General features: G+C 69.1%; 13 protein-coding genes. 7 read left to right on the forward strand and 6 right to left on the reverse strand.

All coding sequences use genetic code 11. From position 1 onward, the window contains the following. The first annotated feature begins 151 nt into the window (after window positions 1–151). On the forward strand, window positions 152–940 hold the full coding sequence (locus CYFUS_RS08215; RefSeq protein ID WP_095984723.1) for an alpha/beta fold hydrolase: 789 nt from the start codon (window positions 152–154) through the stop codon (window positions 938–940). Here CYFUS_RS08215 and lepB read toward each other — a convergent pair. Continuing rightward, window positions 930–1,607: a signal peptidase I gene (gene lepB / locus CYFUS_RS08220; protein ID WP_095984724.1), complete on the reverse strand. Its 678-nt coding sequence runs from the start codon at window positions 1,605–1,607 to the stop codon at window positions 930–932. The two genes, CYFUS_RS08215 and lepB, sit on opposite strands and share 11 nt — an antisense overlap. 122 nt (window positions 1,608–1,729) lie before the next feature. Between lepB and CYFUS_RS08225 the strand changes: the two genes are divergently transcribed. Next, window positions 1,730–2,314 (forward strand): DJ-1/PfpI family protein, encoded by a 585-nt coding sequence (locus tag CYFUS_RS08225; protein ID WP_095984725.1) that lies wholly within the window; start codon window positions 1,730–1,732, stop codon window positions 2,312–2,314. Between the two features lie 6 nt (window positions 2,315–2,320). Here the strand turns inward: CYFUS_RS08225 and agmC are convergent, their stop codons facing one another. After that, a complete protein-coding gene (gene agmC, locus CYFUS_RS53830) occupies window positions 2,321–4,372 on the reverse strand; it encodes an adventurous gliding motility protein AgmC (protein WP_269770217.1) in 2,052 nt (683 codons plus the stop codon). Window positions 4,373–4,408: 36 nt separating this feature from the next. Beyond that, window positions 4,409–6,265 (reverse strand): OmpA family protein, encoded by a 1,857-nt coding sequence (locus CYFUS_RS08240; RefSeq protein WP_095984727.1) that lies wholly within the window; start codon window positions 6,263–6,265, stop codon window positions 4,409–4,411. Window positions 6,266–6,861: 596 nt separating this feature from the next. On the opposite strand from CYFUS_RS08240, the gene CYFUS_RS08245 reads away from it, so the two are divergent. Next, window positions 6,862–8,745, forward strand: coding sequence for an ATP-binding protein (locus CYFUS_RS08245; RefSeq protein WP_095984728.1), 1,884 nt, complete (start codon window positions 6,862–6,864; stop codon window positions 8,743–8,745). Between the two features lie 7 nt (window positions 8,746–8,752). On the opposite strand, the gene CYFUS_RS08250 is transcribed toward CYFUS_RS08245, so the two are convergent. From CYFUS_RS08250 to CYFUS_RS08260, 3 genes are all read right to left on the reverse strand, one after another. Then, the gene (locus CYFUS_RS08250) at window positions 8,753–10,267 is read right to left on the reverse strand and encodes a vanadium-dependent haloperoxidase (protein ID WP_095984729.1); all 1,515 of its coding nucleotides are present in this window, start codon (window positions 10,265–10,267) and stop codon (window positions 8,753–8,755) included. 58 nt (window positions 10,268–10,325) lie between these two features. Further along, window positions 10,326–13,676, reverse strand: a complete 3,351-nt coding sequence (locus CYFUS_RS08255; RefSeq protein ID WP_232537440.1) for a serine/threonine-protein kinase — start codon at window positions 13,674–13,676, stop codon at window positions 10,326–10,328. 121 nt (window positions 13,677–13,797) lie between these two features. Continuing rightward, window positions 13,798–14,745: an alpha/beta hydrolase gene (locus tag CYFUS_RS08260; RefSeq protein WP_232537441.1), complete on the reverse strand. Its 948-nt coding sequence runs from the start codon at window positions 14,743–14,745 to the stop codon at window positions 13,798–13,800. A 136-nt stretch (window positions 14,746–14,881) separates the two neighbouring features. Here CYFUS_RS08260 and CYFUS_RS08265 point away from each other — a divergent pair, with 136 nt between their 5' ends. Genes CYFUS_RS08265 through CYFUS_RS08280 form a run of 4 tightly spaced genes read left to right on the forward strand, consistent with a single transcriptional unit; the run spans window position 14,882 to window position 17,589 of the window. Next, window positions 14,882–15,268 (forward strand): S-adenosylmethionine decarboxylase family protein, encoded by a 387-nt coding sequence (locus tag CYFUS_RS08265; protein WP_269770218.1) that lies wholly within the window; start codon window positions 14,882–14,884, stop codon window positions 15,266–15,268. After that, window positions 15,265–17,163, forward strand: a complete 1,899-nt coding sequence (locus CYFUS_RS08270) for a DUF4178 domain-containing protein (protein ID WP_095984733.1) — start codon at window positions 15,265–15,267, stop codon at window positions 17,161–17,163. Before CYFUS_RS08265 ends, CYFUS_RS08270 begins: the two co-directional genes overlap by 4 nt. A gap of 10 nt (window positions 17,164–17,173) precedes the next feature. Next, window positions 17,174–17,356 (forward strand): hypothetical protein, encoded by a 183-nt coding sequence (locus tag CYFUS_RS08275; RefSeq protein WP_095984734.1) that lies wholly within the window; start codon window positions 17,174–17,176, stop codon window positions 17,354–17,356. Window positions 17,357–17,361: 5 nt separating this feature from the next. After that, a complete protein-coding gene (locus CYFUS_RS08280) occupies window positions 17,362–17,589 on the forward strand; it encodes a DUF350 domain-containing protein (RefSeq protein WP_095991874.1) in 228 nt (75 codons plus the stop codon). Window positions 17,590–17,610: the final 21 nt, after the last annotated feature.

Raw genomic sequence — 17,610 nt, forward strand, 5'->3', positions numbered from 1 at the left:
GAACACCACAGCTTCCAGGTACACTGTTGTTTTTCAATTCACGACCGGGTCCCGGGCCTGGGAGTTCCGGCGCTCGTCCGCGGCATCCGGAGTCCTCGCCGGGCCGCGTGTAGCCTCGGAGGCACGTGGGGGTGGAGTAGCGTGGGGCTCCATGCCCATCGCCGAACTCAACCATCAAGGCATCTACTTCGAGGACTCTGGCGGCCCGGGTCCCGCGCTCATCCTGGGACATGGCTTTCTCATGGACGGCCGCATGTTCGACGCGCAGGCCGAGGCGCTCGCCCCCGAGTTCCGCGTCATCCGCTGGGACGCCCGGGGCTTCGGGCGCACGCGGTGGGACGGCCAGCCCTTCACCCTCTATGACTCCGCGGCGGACTGCATCGCGCTGCTCGACCACCTGGGCATCCAGCGGGCGGTCGTCGGCGGCCTGTCCCAGGGGGGCTATTGCGCCCTGCGCGTCGCGCTGCGCTACCCCGAGCGTGTGCATGGCCTCGTGTTGATGAGCACCAGCGGCACCATGGACGGAGAGCAGGGCCGTGCCGGCTACCGGCAGGTGCGAGACCTGTGGGGGACTCCCGGCGCCACGGAGAACATCCTCCAGCTCTACTCGGGGGTCATCATCGGCGACTCGCGCTTCCTCGGCCCCTGGCTCGAGCGGTGGCGCCAGACGCCCAAGGCCGCCTTCGTCGCCGCGACGAACAACCTCCTGGAGCGGGATGACATCGAGCCCCGGCTCGGGGAGATCCGCTGTCCGGCCATCGTCTTCCATGGCCTCGCCGACGCGGCGATTCCCGTCTCCGAAGCTCAGGTGCTCGTCGAGGCGCTCGGGGGCCGCACGCGCTACGTCCCCATTCCGGGCGCCGCGCATGCGCCCACCCTGACGCATCCGGAGCTGCTCAATCCACCGCTCGTGGAGTTCATGCGGGAGTTCAGCGGGTGAGGCGCGGGTCGAGGCCGGTGCCTTCTTCGGGGAGCAGCGGCAGCCACCAGCGCTCGCCGGCGGAGAGTCCCTCGCGCTGGCTGTAGACGACGGCCACCGCCCGGCCCAGCAGGTTCTCGCGGGGAACGAAGCCCCAGTAGCGGCTGTCGGCCGAGTTGCCCCGGTGGTCTCCGAGGACGAGGTAGTTCCGCGCGGGCACCTCCACCTCGCTCAGGGGCGGGCCCTGGTCGGTCTCGGGGTGGAGCGGGTGGAGGGCGCCCGGGAGGAACTCGAGGCGCGTGCCGTCCGGGGTGAGGTGTTGGGGGATGCGCTCGCCATTGAGCAGGAGCGACTCGCCGTCGAAGGCGATCCGGTCACCCGGCAGGCCCACCAGCCGCTTGACCATGACGCGTCCATCCACGGGCGAGTCGAAGAGGATGACGTCGCCGCGCTGAGGCTCGTGCTCGGTGAGCCAGAGGTGGGTGAGCGGAACGCGCAGGCCATAGGCGCGCTTGTCCACGACGATGTGATCCTTCACCTGGAGCGTGGGCTCCATGGAGCCGGAAGGCACGTGGTAGTGGTCGGCGAGGCTGGCCCGGCCGACGAGCAGCAGGAGCAGGGGAGAGAGATCGACGAGGTACTTCGTCCATCGGCCACGGGCTCGGGGTGCTTGGGCGGGGCGTTGCATGGGGCCTCCAAGGCGGGTTGGCGCGCCCTACGCGTGAAGGCGCCGTCCATTGCCCAGGCCCTGTTTCCGGGAGGTATGATTCTGGACGATTCACCCCCCAACTCCCCAAACCGGAGAAGACGATGGCTCAAGGCAAGAAGCTGCTGATGCTGGTGGGCGACTACGTGGAGGACTACGAGGTGATGGTGCCGTTCCAGGCCCTGCAGGCCGTGGGGCACACCGTGCACGCCGTCTGTCCGGACAAGAAGAAGGGCGACTTCGTGCGCACCGCGGTGCACGACTTCGACGGAGCGCAGACGTACAGCGAGAAGCCCGGGCACAACTTCGTGCTCAACGCCACTTTCTCCGAGGTCGATGCCACCCAGTACGATGGTCTGGTGATTCCCGGAGGCCGGGCGCCGGAGTACCTGCGCCTCAACCCGAAGGTGATCCAGGTGGTTCGCCACTTCGGCGAGACGCGCAAGCCCATCGCCGCGATCTGCCATGGGTTGCAGATCCTCGCGGCGGCGGGAGTGCTCGAGGGCAAGCGCTGCACGGCCTATCCGGCCTGCGGCCCCGAGGTGACGCTGGCTCGGGGGACCTTCGTCGAGGTGGCCGCGGATGAGGCGGTGGTGGACGGCAACCTCGTGACTTCGCCGGCCTGGCCCGGCCACCCGCGCTGGATTGCGGGCTTCCTGCAGGTGCTGGGCACCCGCATCCAGCACTGAGTGGTGTTAGTGGGTCTGGCTCTGGCGGCGACGCCGGAGCCCGGCCACGAGAGCGCCCAGACCCAGCGCGATCAGCGAGGCGTCCTGCCCGGAGGCCGAGCACCCGCCGATGCCATCACCGAGCAGCGAGAGGTCCGCGACGGTGACCTGGAACTCCCGGACGTAGGGCGTCTCATCCCGGTTACCGGCGCGATCAACGGCATACACCTCCACCTTGTGAGGCCCTTCGGACAGGTTGGCGAAGGTGTACGTTGGATCGCAGGGGGTGAAGTCGGCCGCGTCATCCAACTTGCACAGATATTTCACGCCCTCTTCCGAAGCGCTGAACTCGAACTTCACGTCACGAGCACGCGTGAACCGTTCCGGACCGCTGGCGACGTCGGTGTCTGGGGGGGTGATGTCCACGGTGAAGGTGTCGGGCACGCTGTTGAGGCTCTGCACGGCATCGATCGCCGCGATCGCAATCACCGTGTGAGCGCCTTCGGCCAGATCCTGGGTCGGGGTGACGGAGTATTCACCAGCGGCGTTGGTGGTGACTCGGCCGACTTCCTGTCCATCCAGGTAGACGATCACCGGAGTGTTGGGCCGAGCCGTGCCCGTGATGGGGGGGCGGACGTTGTTGGTGAAGCTGCCGTTGGCCGGCGTGGTCACCACCGGAGGCGCGGGGATGATGAAGCCGTACTTCAGCTCGGCGGCTGGAGTGGTGCCGCCCGGCGTCGCGCCATACGTCGCGTCATTATTAGGAGGAGCCGATGCATCCTTCTGGCCTCCGGGTGCAGACCCCGTGGCGACGAGCCCGCAGGTGCCTCCCGGGTCGGCTTGGAACAGCACATGCCCAGCGCCCCCTCCACCTCCGGGCCCGACACGGATGGCATCCGAGGCGCCTCCGAGGCCGCCCGTAGCTGCAATCGTGCCGCAGGCGGCAGCTCTGACAATCCGCACATAGATGGACCCACCCGCACCACCGCCGCCGCCTCCCTCCGCGGACGCGCCACCCAATCTCCCCGAGGCGTTGATGCTGCCGCTGCCTGCCAGCTGGAGGGCTCGAAAGAAGACGATGCCTCCGCCCGCGCCACCCGAGCCGCCTTCGGTGACGCCATATCCGGCCCCTCCTCCTCCGCCGAACGTGAGGCGTCGCAGGAAGGCATCGGAAGTCGCCCTGTCTCCATAGGAGAGCTCCACGCCTCCCCGTCCACCCACGTCGCGTCCGTTATCAAACGAATAATCCGAACGACCTCCCTGGCCGCCGGCTCCGCCGTTGCCTCCGCCGCCACCCCCTGACTTGAAGCAGACGGCGCCTCCCGCACCATTGGCCGCGTTGCCGCGACCGGTCGAGCCTGGAGTTGAGCCGGTTGGTTCAGCGTTGTAGCGGCTGGCACCTGCAATGCCCTCACCCTTTCGTGCGCCGCTCAGAGGGCCAGCCTCATCCACGTCAGAGCAGCCCCTGGCCGTGTCATCACCAGCAGCGATGAACTTGCCTCCCCGGAACCCAAGGCCGCTTGTGTCGATCACTCCCCCGTTGTTCACCGCGTCGTTGGCCAGGAATGCGATGAACCCGCCGGTGGTGCCATCCCAAGCCGGGGCCGTGATGCTTCCGGTGTTCTGGATGGTGAACCGGGTGTACTCCGGCACCCGGATGACTTGAGTGTTATTCGCCGCATAGGCATGGATGAGCGGCTCCGTCAGCGTCAGCCGATCAGTCTCCACCGAGGCCAGACGCGCGAACTCCCACTGCCCCACGGCGTTGTTGCTCACGTCGATGGGGGTTTGCGACCCAGACGCGGGCACAGGCTGGAGGCCCGTGGCCTGATACACCAGCACCAGATCTCCCTCTGCGAAGCATGCCGGGGCTCCCCGGCAGGTTCCGATCTGGATGGACGTGGCCTGGGCCGCCAGTGCTGCGGTTACTGGGGCATAGCTGTTAATGACGGTGCCGAACGTAGACACCGTGACGGGCCCGTTATGTCCGTTGCCCAAACCGACCGTGTCCGCCCCGGCCATCGCCGTGGTCGAGCCGAGTCCCAGCGCGCACACGGCGGCGGGGAGCCACTGTTTCATGAATGGATTCCTCATGACTGTTGATTCCCTCGGCTTCTACTTGTGCTCTTCGTTGACGATGGTGAACACCACGCGGCGGTTGGCCGCGCGGCCTTTGGCGTTCGTGTTGGGCGCGATGGGGCGGTCGGGTCCATAACCCTTCGCCTGCATCCGCGAGGCCTCCACGCCCTTCTCCACCAGGTAGGTCTTCACCGACTCCGCGCGCGCCAGCGACAGCTTGCGGTTGGCATCGGCATTGCCCACGGAGTCGGAGTGGCCCTCGATGACGATCTGCTCGATCTCCGGGTGCTGCTGGATGATCTTGGCGATCTGGTTGAGCATCTTGAACGAGCGCGGCTTGATGACCGCCTTGTTGGTGGCGAAGTACACCGACTGCTTGATCTTCAGCTGGTCCTTCTGGATCTCCACCAACTGCTCTTGCTGCTCGGGGCAGCCCTGGTTGCTGGCCAGACCCTTCTCCGTGGGGCAGTTGTCCAGGTGGTCCGACACCGTGTCGCCGTCCGTGTCCTTCGCCGGGCAGCCGCGCAGCTCCACCAGACCCACCTGCGTCGGGCAGGCGTCACGCTCGTCCACGACGCCGTCGCCGTCCGTGTCCTTCACCGGGCAGCCCTGGCGCGAGGCCGGGCCCGTCTCCCGCGGGCACTTGTCCTGCTCGTCCGGCAATCCATCGCCGTCCGTGTCCTTCACCGGGCAGCCCTGGCGCTCGGCCGGACCCGCCTCGGTCGGGCACTTGTCCTCGGTGTCGAGGATTCCGTCCCCGTCCCGATCCTTCGTGGGGCAACCCTGCAACTCGGCCGGCCCCGGCTCCTTCGGGCACTTGTCCGCGCTGTCGACGATGCCGTCGTTGTCCGTGTCCCGCACCGGGCAGCCCTGGCGCGCGGCCGGACCCGGCTCGTTCGGGCACTGGTCCTCGCTGTTGGGCACGCCGTCGCCATCGTCGTCGCGCGCGCCGCCCCGTTCGATCTCCGGCTCCATTCCGCCAAAGGCCACGCCGAGCAGCGCCCGGAAGAAAGGCGTACCCGTGGTGTCTCCGAAGCCCGGGCCTCCCAGGGCGTACAGCTCCGCCGCGGAGCCCAGCGGCAGCCGCACGCCGAGCAGCACTTCCATGGACTTCTGCTGTTGGGTGAGCGGAATCGTGCCCCGCACGTTGAGCTCCCCGCGCAGCCCCTTGCCCGTGGTGGCGACCACCGCGCCCAGGCGCACCTCGTTGCCCAGCTCGTCCTGGACGGCGCCGTCGTCGATGAGCACGAGCGGGGGCCGCACCAGCACGCCCGCCTCCACGCCCGCGCGCAGCCCGCCGAAGCGCCGGCCCAGTGACAGCTTGGGCGACAGCCGGAAGGCGCTGTCCCGGGAGAGCGTGTCCACGCTGCCCACGGGCAGGCCCACGCCCAGCTCGAGCGCCAGGTCCAGCGGGGCCTCGCGGCGCTGCGCGAGCAGTCCCACGCGCACCTGCGCCGAGGGCGTGCCCAGGCCCGTCGTGGCCGGCGTGCCGAGGCCCCGGCCGCTCAGGTCATCTCCGCGCTGCCAGGCCACCAGGGGCAGGTGCGCGCCCAGCTCGAGCCAGCGCAGCGGCGTCCACGCCAGCAACAGGTGCGCCGTGGCTCGGTCTCCCACCACCGCGCCCACCGGACTCATGTCCGAGTACAGCACGAGGGGGTTCTTCTCGTAATGCCCCGCCACCGAGAGGCGGAAGGCGCCTCCGGGCAGCAGTTCACCGGTGCCCATCACCAACGAACCCCGGCCGTTGGGATTGAGTTCCAGGCGCTCCAGTTCGAAGCTCACCAGGCCCTTGGGTTGGGCGGAGGCGAGGGAGGCAATCAGCCCGGTGGCGACGGCGGACAGCCGCATGTAGCCCACCAGTCGCGTGGCGAGGGTCGGCTTCGCGTGACTCATGGATTCTCCGTATCGGGTCGATACATTCCTGGCGGGAAGCAGGGAGCGCGCCGTCGTGCCGCGGGCTTCAGGGCCGCTCTCACGGTGAGCGCCGCGCATACGACATGCCAACACCGGCGTGCCTCTCTCCTCTGCTCTGCCATCGGCTCAATCTCCCCTCCTATCTTCAAAAGCGGAGCAGGCGCAAACAAACAGTGCCTGAATTCCCGCAAATCGTCCTTCTCTGTTTCCTGGAATTCCAATGAGAAGGGTATGATCCAACAGTTCTGGATCCAAACCGTGCATCGGACAACGGCTCGGCGGCCCTCCTCGCTTTCGCGCTTTACGTTCGGGGTTCGACGCGCACCGGCAGGCACTGAGGGCCTCACGCGATGTACCGGTCCGCTTCCGGGTCGCGCTGCTCGTCCGCGCACTCCGCCAATCCATGGACCAGACGAGCGATGGCTGGCCTGGCCCTGTTCACTGCCGAACATGTCCGTGAGCTATCCTCACGACGGGGGGTGCGCGGCGAGCGCGACATCGACATGGCGAGCACATCCGATTCGAAGCACGTAGGCTCCGGTTCATCCACGCCATTGGAGCGAGGGGGGACGCGAGTGGGGTACCTCTGGCTCACCTCCCTGCTGGACGCGTTCCTCTCGGATGCGCTGCTCAAGGCCCCCCCCTCGGAGTTGCACCGTCAGCGGGTGTTGATCGCCGCCTGCCTGTTCGCGATCCCGCTCGGGATGTCGTACCTGCTGCTCGTGCCCTTCACGGCCGCGGAGGTCCCCACGCTCCTCCTGATCGGGTGCTACGCCGCGACGCTGTTGCTGGCGCGCAGGGCCCGCTCCTTGACCCTGCCGGCGATGTTCCTGTGCCTGTCCATGGTGGTGAGCTACGTGGTGTCCATCTTCCTGAGCGCTCATCCCGAAGGGGGGTTCCACGCCTCGAGCATGATGATTCCCGCGTTCGCGGTGTACCTGCTGGGACCCCGCCTGGGCCTCGTCGTCACGGGCTGTCTCGCCGTGTGCCTGGGCATCCTCCATCCGTTGTTCCGGGTGCGCTTCACCCCCGGCCTCACGGCCATCCCCTTGGATGAGTTCACGGTCATGTGCGCCTCCGCGGCCATCGCCCTCCTGGGCTCGTGGGTGCTGAGCACGCTGCACAGCACCTCGCGGGACACCGCCCACGACGCGCTCGAGCGGACCCTGGCCACCCTGCGCGAGAGCGAGGGCAAGCTGAGCAGCCTCATCGAGAGCTCCGATGACCTGGTGTTCTCGCTCGACACCCAGCTGCGCGTCATCACCGCCAACACGGCGATGCGCCGGTTCTACCGGCGGATGCAGGGCCAGGAACTCGTTCCCGGACAGCGCTTCTGCTTCCCACGCACTCCAGAGCTCCAGGCGCAATGGGATCCGAGGTTCAACCGGGTGCTCGCGGGGGAGCGCCTGCGCTTCGAGCAGGAGGAGCACTCGGAGGAGCCCTTGGAGGACCCCGTCCACGTCGTCCTGGACCTCTCCATCAGCCCCATCCTGGGAGATGAAGGCCGCGTGATGGGGCTGACCGTCTCCGCGCGGGACATCACGGCGCGCAAGCTGGCGGAGGCCCGGTTGGGGGAGATGCACCGCAGCCTGGTGGATGTTTCCCGCTACGCGGGCATGGCCGAGATCGCCACCGGCGTGTTGCACAACGTGGGCAACACCCTCAACAGCGTCAACATCTCGGCGGGCATCCTCAACGATCAGTTGCGCCACTCGCGCTTGTCCGGCCTGCGCAAGGCGGCCGTCCTGCTGGAGGCGCACTCCGAGGAACTGAGAGCCTTTCTCGCCACGGATGCGCGCGGCCAGCGGCTTCCGGGCTACCTGCTCGCCCTCGCGGAGGAGCTGGAGAAGGAGCGCGAGGTGCTGCGCCAGGAGGTGGGTGCGCTGACCGAGGGCGTCGAGCACATCAAGTCCATCGTGGTCATGCAGCAGCAGTACGCGCGGGCCGGTGGGGTGTTGGAGCGGATGCCGGTGCCTCAACTCATCGAGGAGGCCCTGCGCCTGCATGCCGGATCGTTCGAGCGCCAGGGCATCCACATCGTGCGGGAGTACGCCGACGTCCCCCCCATCCTGGTGGATCGCCACAACCTGCTGCAGATCCTCGTCAACCTGCTGAGCAACGCCCGGCACGCGCTGGTGGAGAGCAAGACCTTGGACAAGCGCCTGCGCATCCGCATCCGTCTGGGTGCAGGAGGCGACCAGCTCGTCATCGAGTTCGCCGACAATGGCGTGGGCATCGCGCCGGAGCACCTGGCGCGCCTGTTCTCCCAGGGCTTCACGACGAAGAAGCACGGACACGGCTTCGGGCTGCACATCAGCGCGCTGGCGGCCACCGAGATGCACGGGCGTCTGTCCTGCTCGAGCACCGGGCTGGGGCATGGGGCCACCTTCACGCTGGTACTGCCGGTGGAGGGCCCCCGCGAGAACCAGCGGCCCTCCGCCTCGCTCGAGTTGTCCTGAGCGTCCGTCAGTTCGTTCCGGGCGCCCAGTAGGCCCGCGCCCGGGGCCAGAGGAAGTCGGCCACCTGGCGTCCGAGCTCCAGCCCCGCGATGTTGTCGGCCTGGATGTGGTAGCCGCCCATGACACGCGAGATGCCCGCCAGCTCCGCCGTCTCGCTGAAGGTCGGCAGCGCCAGTGTCACCTGGCAGTCCTCGGGCGTGTCCTGCGAGGGCACACCCTCGCGCTGCTGGATGATGTTGCACGCGAAGCCCGGCTCGGTGAGGGCCCCCGCGGTGAGCTGCTCCACCTTGCCGAAGGCGTCGCTGCCCGTGAACAGCTCCAACACCCGGGCGCACGCGGCGCTCACCGTGCTGTGGCCCGACACATAGCCCGGGAAGGGCGGCGTGATGAACGTGGAGGGCGAGTACGGGTGCCACTGCTCGGCGGGAATCCAGTCCACGCCCTGGCCCGGCCCCACCCAGCCTGGCAGCGTGTCACCCGCGTGGTAGTAGCGCACGAGCGTCCAGGGCCGGGAGGAGTCGTAGTAGCGCTTGGACTCCCAGGCGGCGATGAAGGCATCCAGCGCCGCGTTGCCCACGGTGAAGAAGAGCTTCACGTCCCGGTCCAGGCCTTGATGGTCGCGACGGGACACGTCCTGGGCGAAGCGCAGCCAGTGGCCGGACTGGGCCGTGGAGCGGGGGCCATCGCGCATGAACTCCACGAGCGCCTTCTGCTCCGGGGTGAGGTTCGCGTTGTAGTCGATGACCTCCTGCACGTCCTGGGCGAGCCGTGCCGAGCCCACCTTGGGAGGAGGCGGCGGACGGAACTGGGCGCTTGTGGTGAGCGCGAAGGGCCGCACCTTGTACCAATGGGGGGTGAGGAAGCCGGGCGTCACGGTGCCGCCCTGGCCGTCATCGAACGAGATGGGCTGCCAGCGATCGGGATCGATGATGACGTCGGGCGGATTGACGGGCGCGTAGCCGGTGTAGTCGGAGTAGGGGGCGCCGCTGGAGCCGGGCTCGTCGCCGAACTGGTTGGCGCCATCGTGCCGCCGCCAGGCGAGGAGCGCGGCCGCGGCGGTGTTGCCCACTCCCTGGGGCGTGGCGAGGTTGGTCGAGGTGTCGTTGGGGTCGTACCCCATGCCGCTCATCTGCTGCGCGAGCCACGCGGCATCCTCCGGGTAGAGGTCCACGAGGGCGCGGTAGGTGGCGTAGGCGATGGCCTTCTGCTTGCGGGCCGGGGTCCGCTCGGAGGGGGGCCGGCGCAGGCTGGCTCCCAGCCGGGTGCCCACCGCGCGCGCGTCATAGGCCGCCCACGCGTCGTACATGGCCGTCACCGAGATGGCGTGGGCACGGGAGATGACCGTGGGCCGCGCGCCGCGCCGCTCCACCTCGCGCGCCGTGGCCTCGAGCACGATGTCCAGCCACCGGTACGCGGCGGAGGGCCCGTGGCCCCCTTCCGGGGTGGGGGTCTCCGCCCGGGCGGACGGGACGAGGAGCAGCAGGGGGACGAGACAGGCGAGGAGCTGTCGGGGTTGGAGCATGCGGAAGTCTCCTGGGTGAGCCCCACCCTCTACGCCCCTCGTCTGACAGATTCCGGCCTCAGCGCCAGGAGTGTAGTGGCGGCGGTTTGTCCTGTTTGAAAGTACTCATCCAGGCGCGCAGGGCCTCCGGGTCCAGGGGCAGGTCGTCCGGCCAGTGCCGGGTGGTGCCGTCGTGGCTGGTGGAGACGAGCGTCTTTCCGTCCGGGAAGAAGGCCACTGCCTCCACCGGTCCGGTGTGGCCCCTCAGCGCGCGATTCTCGCGATTCTCTTCTTCGGTGGCCAGGTCCCACAGCCGCACGGTCTTGTCGAGGCTCGCCGAGGCCAGACGCGTCCCGTCCGGCGAGAAGGCCAGGCCGAGGACATCACCCTGGTGTCCCCGGAGCGTGCCGCGTGAGTCTCCCGTCCGTCCGTCCCAGAGCATCACGTTGCCATCCCTGTGACTGCGGCTGGCCACCACGTCGCCCCCGGGTGAGTAGCGCAGCTCCAGCACGTCTCCTTTCTTCGTGTTCTGCTGTTTGCTCTGGCCACTGCGCAGGTCCCAGAGCACGAGCTGATCCATGCCTCCCATGACGAGGCGCTCCCCATCCGGGGAGAAGGCCACGGCGCGCACGGCGCCCTTTTTGCCGGGCAGGGAGCGGAAATCGCCCGTGGCGACGTTCCACAGCCGCACCTCGCCATTGTCTCCCGCCGAGGCAAGGTGCTCGCCCTGGGGCGAGAACGCGAGCTGCCATACCTTGGCCTCGTGTGTCCCGAGACGGCGTCCCTGACCAGAGCCAGGCTCCCACAGCCACACCTCCCCGTGCTCGTCCGCCGTGGCGAGGCGCTGGTCCTTCCCTGAGAAGGTGACGGCCGTGACGCGGGCCGCATGCCCCGACAGCAGGCGCCGCTCGCTTCCGGTGTCGGACGCGTACAGATGGACCCGTCCATCGAGTCCACCCGCGGCCAACCACTGGCCATCCGGGGAGAAGCCCATCGCCTCCGGGGCGAAGCCGGGCACCTCCTGGATGGTCCTGCCCGAGTAGGCATCGAGGAGTCGCAGGACGCCCTGCTCGGACATCGTGGCCAGCCGTTGGCCGTTGGAGGAGAGCACCAGCGAGGCCTGCGGAGCGGCGCCGAGCGAGAGCACGTGGTGGAGTTTCGTCTCCAGGGAGAAGGAGCGCAGCTGCCCGGTGTAGCTGGCCACGACCAGCCGTCGGTCATCCGGCGAGAACAGGACGAGGTGGGCTTGTTGCCGGGGCCCTCGGAGCACGCGGGGCTCTCCGGTCGCGAGTTCCCAGAGCGCAGCGGTCCGATCGGCGCTGGCCGAGGCGAGATAGCGGCCATCCGAGGTGACGTCCAGGCTGTTGACGAGCCCCTGGTGATGGTGGAGCTCCCGCAGCCGACCCGTGTCGAAGTTCCACAGCCGGATCACTCCCTCCTGGGTACCGATCACCACCCAGGCCGTGCCGGGCACGAAGGTGAGCGCCGTGCCGATGCCCAGGTTGCGCGTGAGCAGACGTCTCTCGGGCGTTCCGGGCATCCAGGCGTGGAGTTCACCCTGGGCGTCCACCGTGAAGAGACGGCCATCCGGGCAGAATCCCCCGGCGGTGGGCCGGGTCTGCTTCAACACCTGGAAGGTGCCCCGCTCCAGGTTTCCCAGGGCCGAGGCCGCGTTGCGGTGGCCCCGGACGAACACCCAGGGGCCGAGCGGAGACACCAACAGCTCCTCGATGCCCTGCACGCCCGTGTGGAACGTGCGGGCCTCCCCGGTGGCCAGATCCCATTGATGGAGGACGTCATCCGCCTGGGTGGCGGCGAGCAGGCACTGGCCCCCACAGCCCACGGTGAGCGCCGACACGGGACTCCCCAGGGACGCGAAGACACTGGACGTGTTGGTGGTAGGGGTCCACTTGCGCAGCACTCCCTGCTTGTCGCTGGAGATGAAGCCCCGGTCTCCCGGCAGTATCCGGATGCGCCAGACCTCGTCTTCGTGACCTTCCAGCTTGCGCAGTTCCTTGCCCTGCTCGAGATCCCAGACACGCAACGTGGAGTCGTCGCTGGCGGAGACGAGCGTCTGGCCATCGGCCGTGAAGGCGATGTCGTTGACGGTCTGGGTGTGCTCGCGCAACACGGTGGCGAAGCCATGGGCCTGGGCATCCGCCGCGATCATGCGCGCCGCGGACCACTTCTTGAAGCCGGGTGAGAGTTTCTTCAACGAGCCGATGGCCTCGTTGGGCGCATCCTCCGCGTCATCGCGCGCGTTCGTCAGCCGGAGTTCTTCGGTGTCGGCTTGCGCCTGCTGCCGGGCTTTCTGGGCGTCATCCCGCTCGGCGGAAATCTGGTGGAAGCTCTCCGCGCCCACGAGGGCGAGCAGCAGCAGGGCCACCGCCGTGACCATCAGCGCGGCCCGGTGGCGGCGCACGAAGCGGCGCAGCAACTCCACGGGCGAGTACTCGTACGCCCCGACGATCTGTCCCGTCTGGAAGCGCCGCAGATCCTCCGCCATCTCGCGCGCCGTGGCGTAGCGCTCGTCGGGATGGCGCGCCATCGCCTTGCTCACGATGGCCAGCAGATCCCTCGGGATGCCCTCCTGGAGGTGGGCCAGTGGTCGTGGGGGGCCGCTCACCACCTTCGCCAGCACCTGATCCGAGGTGTTTCCTTCATACGGACGGGTGCCCGCGAGCAGGTGGTAGAGGATGGCGCCCAGCGCGTAGACGTCGGCGCGCTCGTCCACGGACTGGCCCGCGGCCTGCTCCGGCGGCATGTACGCGGGAGTCCCCATCACCGTGCCCACCCGGGTCAGGCCATCGTCTGGCGAGGACCCCTCGGGAACGAGCGCCTGGGAGAGCGTGGTGTTCTCCGCGCGCGAGAGATCCTTGGCCAGGCCCCAGTCGATGACCACCGTCTCGCCGAACCCGCCCACCAGGATGTTGGCCGGCTTGAGGTCGCGGTGGATGATGCGCTCGGAGTGGGCGTAGGCCATGGCCTCGGCCACCGCCAGCACGTGGGGCAGCAGGGCCAGCCGCTCCTCCAGCGCCGTGCGCTCGGCGAGCACGTCCGCCAGCGAGCGTCCGGAGACGAGCTTCATCGAGTAGAACAGCTCGCCGTTCGGCCAGCGTCCCGCCTCGTACACCGGCACGATCGCCGGGTGTTGCAGCCGCGCGGTGACGAACGCCTCGGTCATGAAGCGCGACTCGGTCCCCGGAGTGGGGGACAGCATCTGCTTGATGGCCACCGGCCGGCCGAGCCGCAGGTCCCGCGCGCGCAGGATGCGGCCGATGCCGCCGTGCGCGAGCTCCCCCACGAGCGCGTAGTGCGCCGGGTCCACCACGGGCAGCAGGTGACTGGGACGGAGCCGCTCCAGACGCGTTGGAGTGAACGTCCGCAGCGTGGGCGCCTCTCCGATGCCGGAGGACTCCGGCTCGCGCATGGATACGTCCGTGAGGAGAGGGGCGTCCGTGGGGGCTCGCTCGCTCGGTGCCGGCTCGTCGCTGATGGATACACCCGTCTCGGCGGGCTTGCCCTGACTACTCATAACGAAGGGGCGCGTTCTAGGTCCCCTGGGCGCGCGAGTCGAGGGCCAGGGCGACCAGCGTCTCGGTGAGCGAGCCGGGGAAGTGGTTGGCGAAGCCCGGTAGGCCGGTGAGTGCGGCTTCGGCATGGTCCATGTCCGTCAGCCGCACCACGCGTGAACCGGGCACCTCCGCGTCCAGCGCCGTCACCAGCCCGTCACAGCCCCAGCCGTAGCGCTCCTGGACGTAGTTGCACAGGGGCCGCATCAGCGAGCGCCGCGACAGCCGCGAGGTGGCCAGCGCCACGGTGGGGACGTCCAGGGGGTAGGGGTGCTGGCGCACGAACTCCACCCGCCGCGCGTAGGACAGGTCCTCCACCGAGGCCGCGTCCCCCTGGAAGAGCGAGGGGAAGGTCACGTCCAGCATCTGCCTCAGCGCGGGCGTCGTCACCAGATCATTGGCGATGACCGAGCCCCCATAGGGCGGCTGCATCGCCACCACCGCGCGCACGTGCCGGCGCAGCTCCGGGTAGAGCGCGAGCGTGCTCATCGCCTCCACGCCGCCCTTGCTGTGGCCCACCAGCACCACCGTGCGGCCGAAGTGGACGGCGTCCAGCAGGGCCTCGCGCACCACCTCCACGTTGTCCACGAGCCGCCCCTCGGTGTCCACCGCCACCTCGCGCGTCTCCAACCCCCGCTGCTGAAGCCGGAGCTGGTTGTCCTCGAGATAGCCGGGCAGCTCGTCGCCGAGCATCCCCTTCACCAGCAGGTACAGGTGGCGCCGGGCCTCGTCGGGCAGCACGGGCTCGTCCTGACGCACGCGGGCGTAGAGCTCGTGGAAGCGCGCGGTGACGTCCGTGGGCGGGGCCGTCTCGGACTTGAACCAGCCGGCGAGGCCCGTGCTGCCTCCCGCCGGGGCCTCGTGCCGGGCCTCCGGCAGGGCGCGCAGGGAACGCAAGAGCCGCGCCACCGCGCTCGGCGCGGGCACTTTCCTCGGCGCGGGTTCCTGGACGGGGGAAATGGGGGCGGGCGGGGGGAGGAGATCCTTCGGGGCCATGCTCACGTGCAGTGTACCAGGGACGGGCTCCGCGTTTCCTCCCACCCCCTCCCCAGGGGAGGACACCGTGGTAGAAGGTAGGGGCTGCAAGGGGAGGAACGCCCTGACGACCGGACAGGAATGGCTGGTGGACGTGAGCGGGTGCGTGCCCGCGCGCCTGAAGGACGCGCGGGCACTCGCGGCCCTGTTCGAGGAGCTCATCGTGTTGCTGGAGCTGAAGGTGGTGGGAGAGCCGCAGTGGCACGTGTTTCCGGAGCCCGGGGGCGTCACCGGCCTCACGCTGCTCGCGGAGAGCCACCTGACCATCCACACCTTCCCCGAGCATGGCTTCGCCGCGCTCAACGTCTATTGCTGCCGGCCGCGGCTGTGCCCGGACTTCGAGGATCTGGCGATGCGTCACCTGGGGGCGGTCTCCTGCCGCGTGCGGGAGTTGCGACGGGAGGTGGAGACGTGACGCAGGGGATGTGTCCCTCGTGTGGGGCGGCGGTGGAGTTCTCCGCGGGCTCGGCGCAGGTGGTGGTGTGTGGCCATTGCCAGACGGTGGTGGCGCGCCAGGGCGCGTCCCTCGAGGCCCACGGCAAGGTGGGCGCCATCGTCGAGACCGACTCGCCCTTGCGGCTGGGCGCGGAGGGCCGGCTGGGGCGCGATGCGTACCGGCTGGTGGGGCACCTGCAGAAGGACCATGGCGCGGGCCCCTGGGACGAGTGGTACGTGGAGTTCGACGACGGGCGCACCGGCTGGCTCTCCGAGTCCGAGGGCGCCTTCCACCTGCTCATCGCCTCCGGCACCGAGGAGGGCCTGTCGCTCGAGGACTTCCCGCCCGGCCACCGCTTCAGCCTGGCGGGGCACCGGCTCGTGGTGGAGGAGCGGGGGCATGGCCGCGTGGTGGCCGCCGAGGGCCAGTTGCCCGACGACGTGGACCCCAGCGCGGACAGCCACTACGTGGACGCCACGGGGCCCAGGGGCGTCTTCGTGACGCTGGACTTCGGGACGTCGACGACGGACCCCGAGGTCTATGTCGGCAAGAAGCTGAAGCTCACGGAGCTGGGCATCGCGCCGGACCAGCTCCGGCCGCGGGTGAAGAAGGTCGCGCTGCAGCAGGCGCGCTGCACCCAGTGCAACGGTCCCCTGGAGCTGCGCGCGCCGGATCAGACGAAGCGTGTGGCGTGCCCCTACTGCGGCGCGCTCCTGGACGTGCGAAAGGGCAAGCTCGCCTTCCTCCAACTGCTGGAGAAGCCGGACCCGGGGCCCCGCATTCCCCTGGGCGCGCGGGGCAAGCTGGAGGGGACCGAGTGGGTGTGCATCGGCTTCCTGATTCGCTCGTGCACGGTGGAGGGGGTGCGCTACCCGTGGGAGGAGTACCTCCTGTTCAACCGGGAGCGGGGCTTCACCTGGCTCATGGAGTCCAACGGGCACTGGGTGTTCCTCACCCCCCTGGACGCGGGCGACGTGTCGGTGGCTCCGGGCATCGCCGCGCACCTCGAGGGCCAGCGCTACCGGGCCTTCCAGGGCGTGGAGGCCGTCACGGAGACGGTGCTCGGCGAGTTCTACTGGGAGGTGCGCGCCGGGGAGACGTCGCGCGCCGAGGAGTACGTGGCACCGCCGTACTCGGTGAACGTGGACGAGACGGACAACGAGGTGACGTACACGCGCGGCGAGTACCTGGCGCCCGGCGTCATCCAGGAGGCCTTCGGGCTGAAGGAGCCCCTGCCCGAGCCCCAGGGCATCGCGCCCAGCCAGCCCAACCCCCACTCGAGCGGCCCCGCGTGGCGGTGGGCGGGGACCTGGAGCGCGGCCCTGTTCGTCGTCTTCCTGGTGCTCAACGCGCTCGCCGCCAACGAGGTGGTGCTGGAGCAGACCGTGCGGTTGGATCTGGATGCCCGCTCGGGGACGCCCTCGGCCATCCACTTCAGCAAGCCCTTCGACATCCACAAGCACGGCAACGTGCGCGCCGAGCTGACCTCGCCCGTGAACAACGCCTGGCTGGGCGTGCAGGCGGAGCTCGTCAACGAGCAGAGCGGCGACGTCATCGGCTTCTACGAGGAGGTGGGCTACTACTCCGGCAGCGACTCGGATGGCTCCTGGAGCGAGGGAGACCAGACGGAGAGCGAGCACCTGTCCTCGGTGCCTCCCGGACGTTATGTGCTGCGCACCCAGGCGCTCTTCGAGGGCACGCCCCAGGGACAGAGCTATACGATGAAGCTCGTGAGCGATACCCCGCGCGCGCTCTGGTTCTTCTGGGCGCTGGTGGTGTTGTGGGTGCTGCCCCTGTTCGCGGTCTTCCGCGCCTCGAGCTTCGAGACATCACGTTGGGCGGAGAGCAACCTGGACTCCGGCTCGGGAGAGTGAGGGAGGCGTCATGAAGTTCATCGGTGGAATCATCGTCGTGCTCTACGCGCTGATGGCGTACCGGGGCTGGGAGCCGTTCACCCGCGCGGAGCGGGGGACGGTGACGTCCGCGACGTCCTCGCGCGGCTCGGGCGGCGGCTTCTTCGTGGGTGGATCGCGCTACCGCAGTGGCGGTTTCATGGGAGGGAAGTGATGCGGATGGGTGTGCTGGCCGTATTGGTGAACCTGGACAACCTGCTGGCGAGCCTCGTGTACTCGTTGGTGGGGCTGGCGGTGTTCGTGGCGGGCCTGTACGTGTTCCGCTTCATCATGCCGTTCGACGTGCACAAGGAGATCGAGGTCGACCAGAACACCGCGCTCGGCATCGTGATGGGCTCCTTCATCATCGGCCTGGCCATCATCGTGGCCGCGGCCATCTCGGGTTGAAGTCCCGCGGCGAGCCGTTTC

It is taken from the genome of Cystobacter fuscus (genome assembly GCF_002305875.1).
Classification (GTDB): Bacteria; Myxococcota; Myxococcia; order Myxococcales; family Myxococcaceae; genus Cystobacter; species Cystobacter fuscus_A.

What these genes read in the sequence shown, in the direction of transcription:
- CYFUS_RS08215 (WP_095984723.1), top strand. Translation starts at nt 152, where the DNA reads ATGCCCATCGCCGAACTCAACCATCAAGGCATCTACTTCGAGGACTCT.
- lepB (WP_095984724.1), bottom strand. Translation starts at nt 1,607, where the DNA reads ATGCAACGCCCCGCCCAAGCACCCCGAGCCCGTGGCCGATGGACGAAG.
- CYFUS_RS08225 (WP_095984725.1), top strand. Translation starts at nt 1,730, where the DNA reads ATGGCTCAAGGCAAGAAGCTGCTGATGCTGGTGGGCGACTACGTGGAG.
- agmC (WP_269770217.1), bottom strand. Translation starts at nt 4,372, where the DNA reads ATGAAACAGTGGCTCCCCGCCGCCGTGTGCGCGCTGGGACTCGGCTCG.
- CYFUS_RS08240 (WP_095984727.1), bottom strand. Translation starts at nt 6,265, where the DNA reads ATGAGTCACGCGAAGCCGACCCTCGCCACGCGACTGGTGGGCTACATG.
- CYFUS_RS08250 (WP_095984729.1), bottom strand. Translation starts at nt 10,267, where the DNA reads ATGCTCCAACCCCGACAGCTCCTCGCCTGTCTCGTCCCCCTGCTGCTC.
- CYFUS_RS08255 (WP_232537440.1), bottom strand. Translation starts at nt 13,676, where the DNA reads ATGCGCGAGCCGGAGTCCTCCGGCATCGGAGAGGCGCCCACGCTGCGG.
- CYFUS_RS08275 (WP_095984734.1), top strand. Translation starts at nt 17,174, where the DNA reads ATGAAGTTCATCGGTGGAATCATCGTCGTGCTCTACGCGCTGATGGCG.
- CYFUS_RS08280 (WP_095991874.1), top strand. Translation starts at nt 17,362, where the DNA reads ATGGGTGTGCTGGCCGTATTGGTGAACCTGGACAACCTGCTGGCGAGC.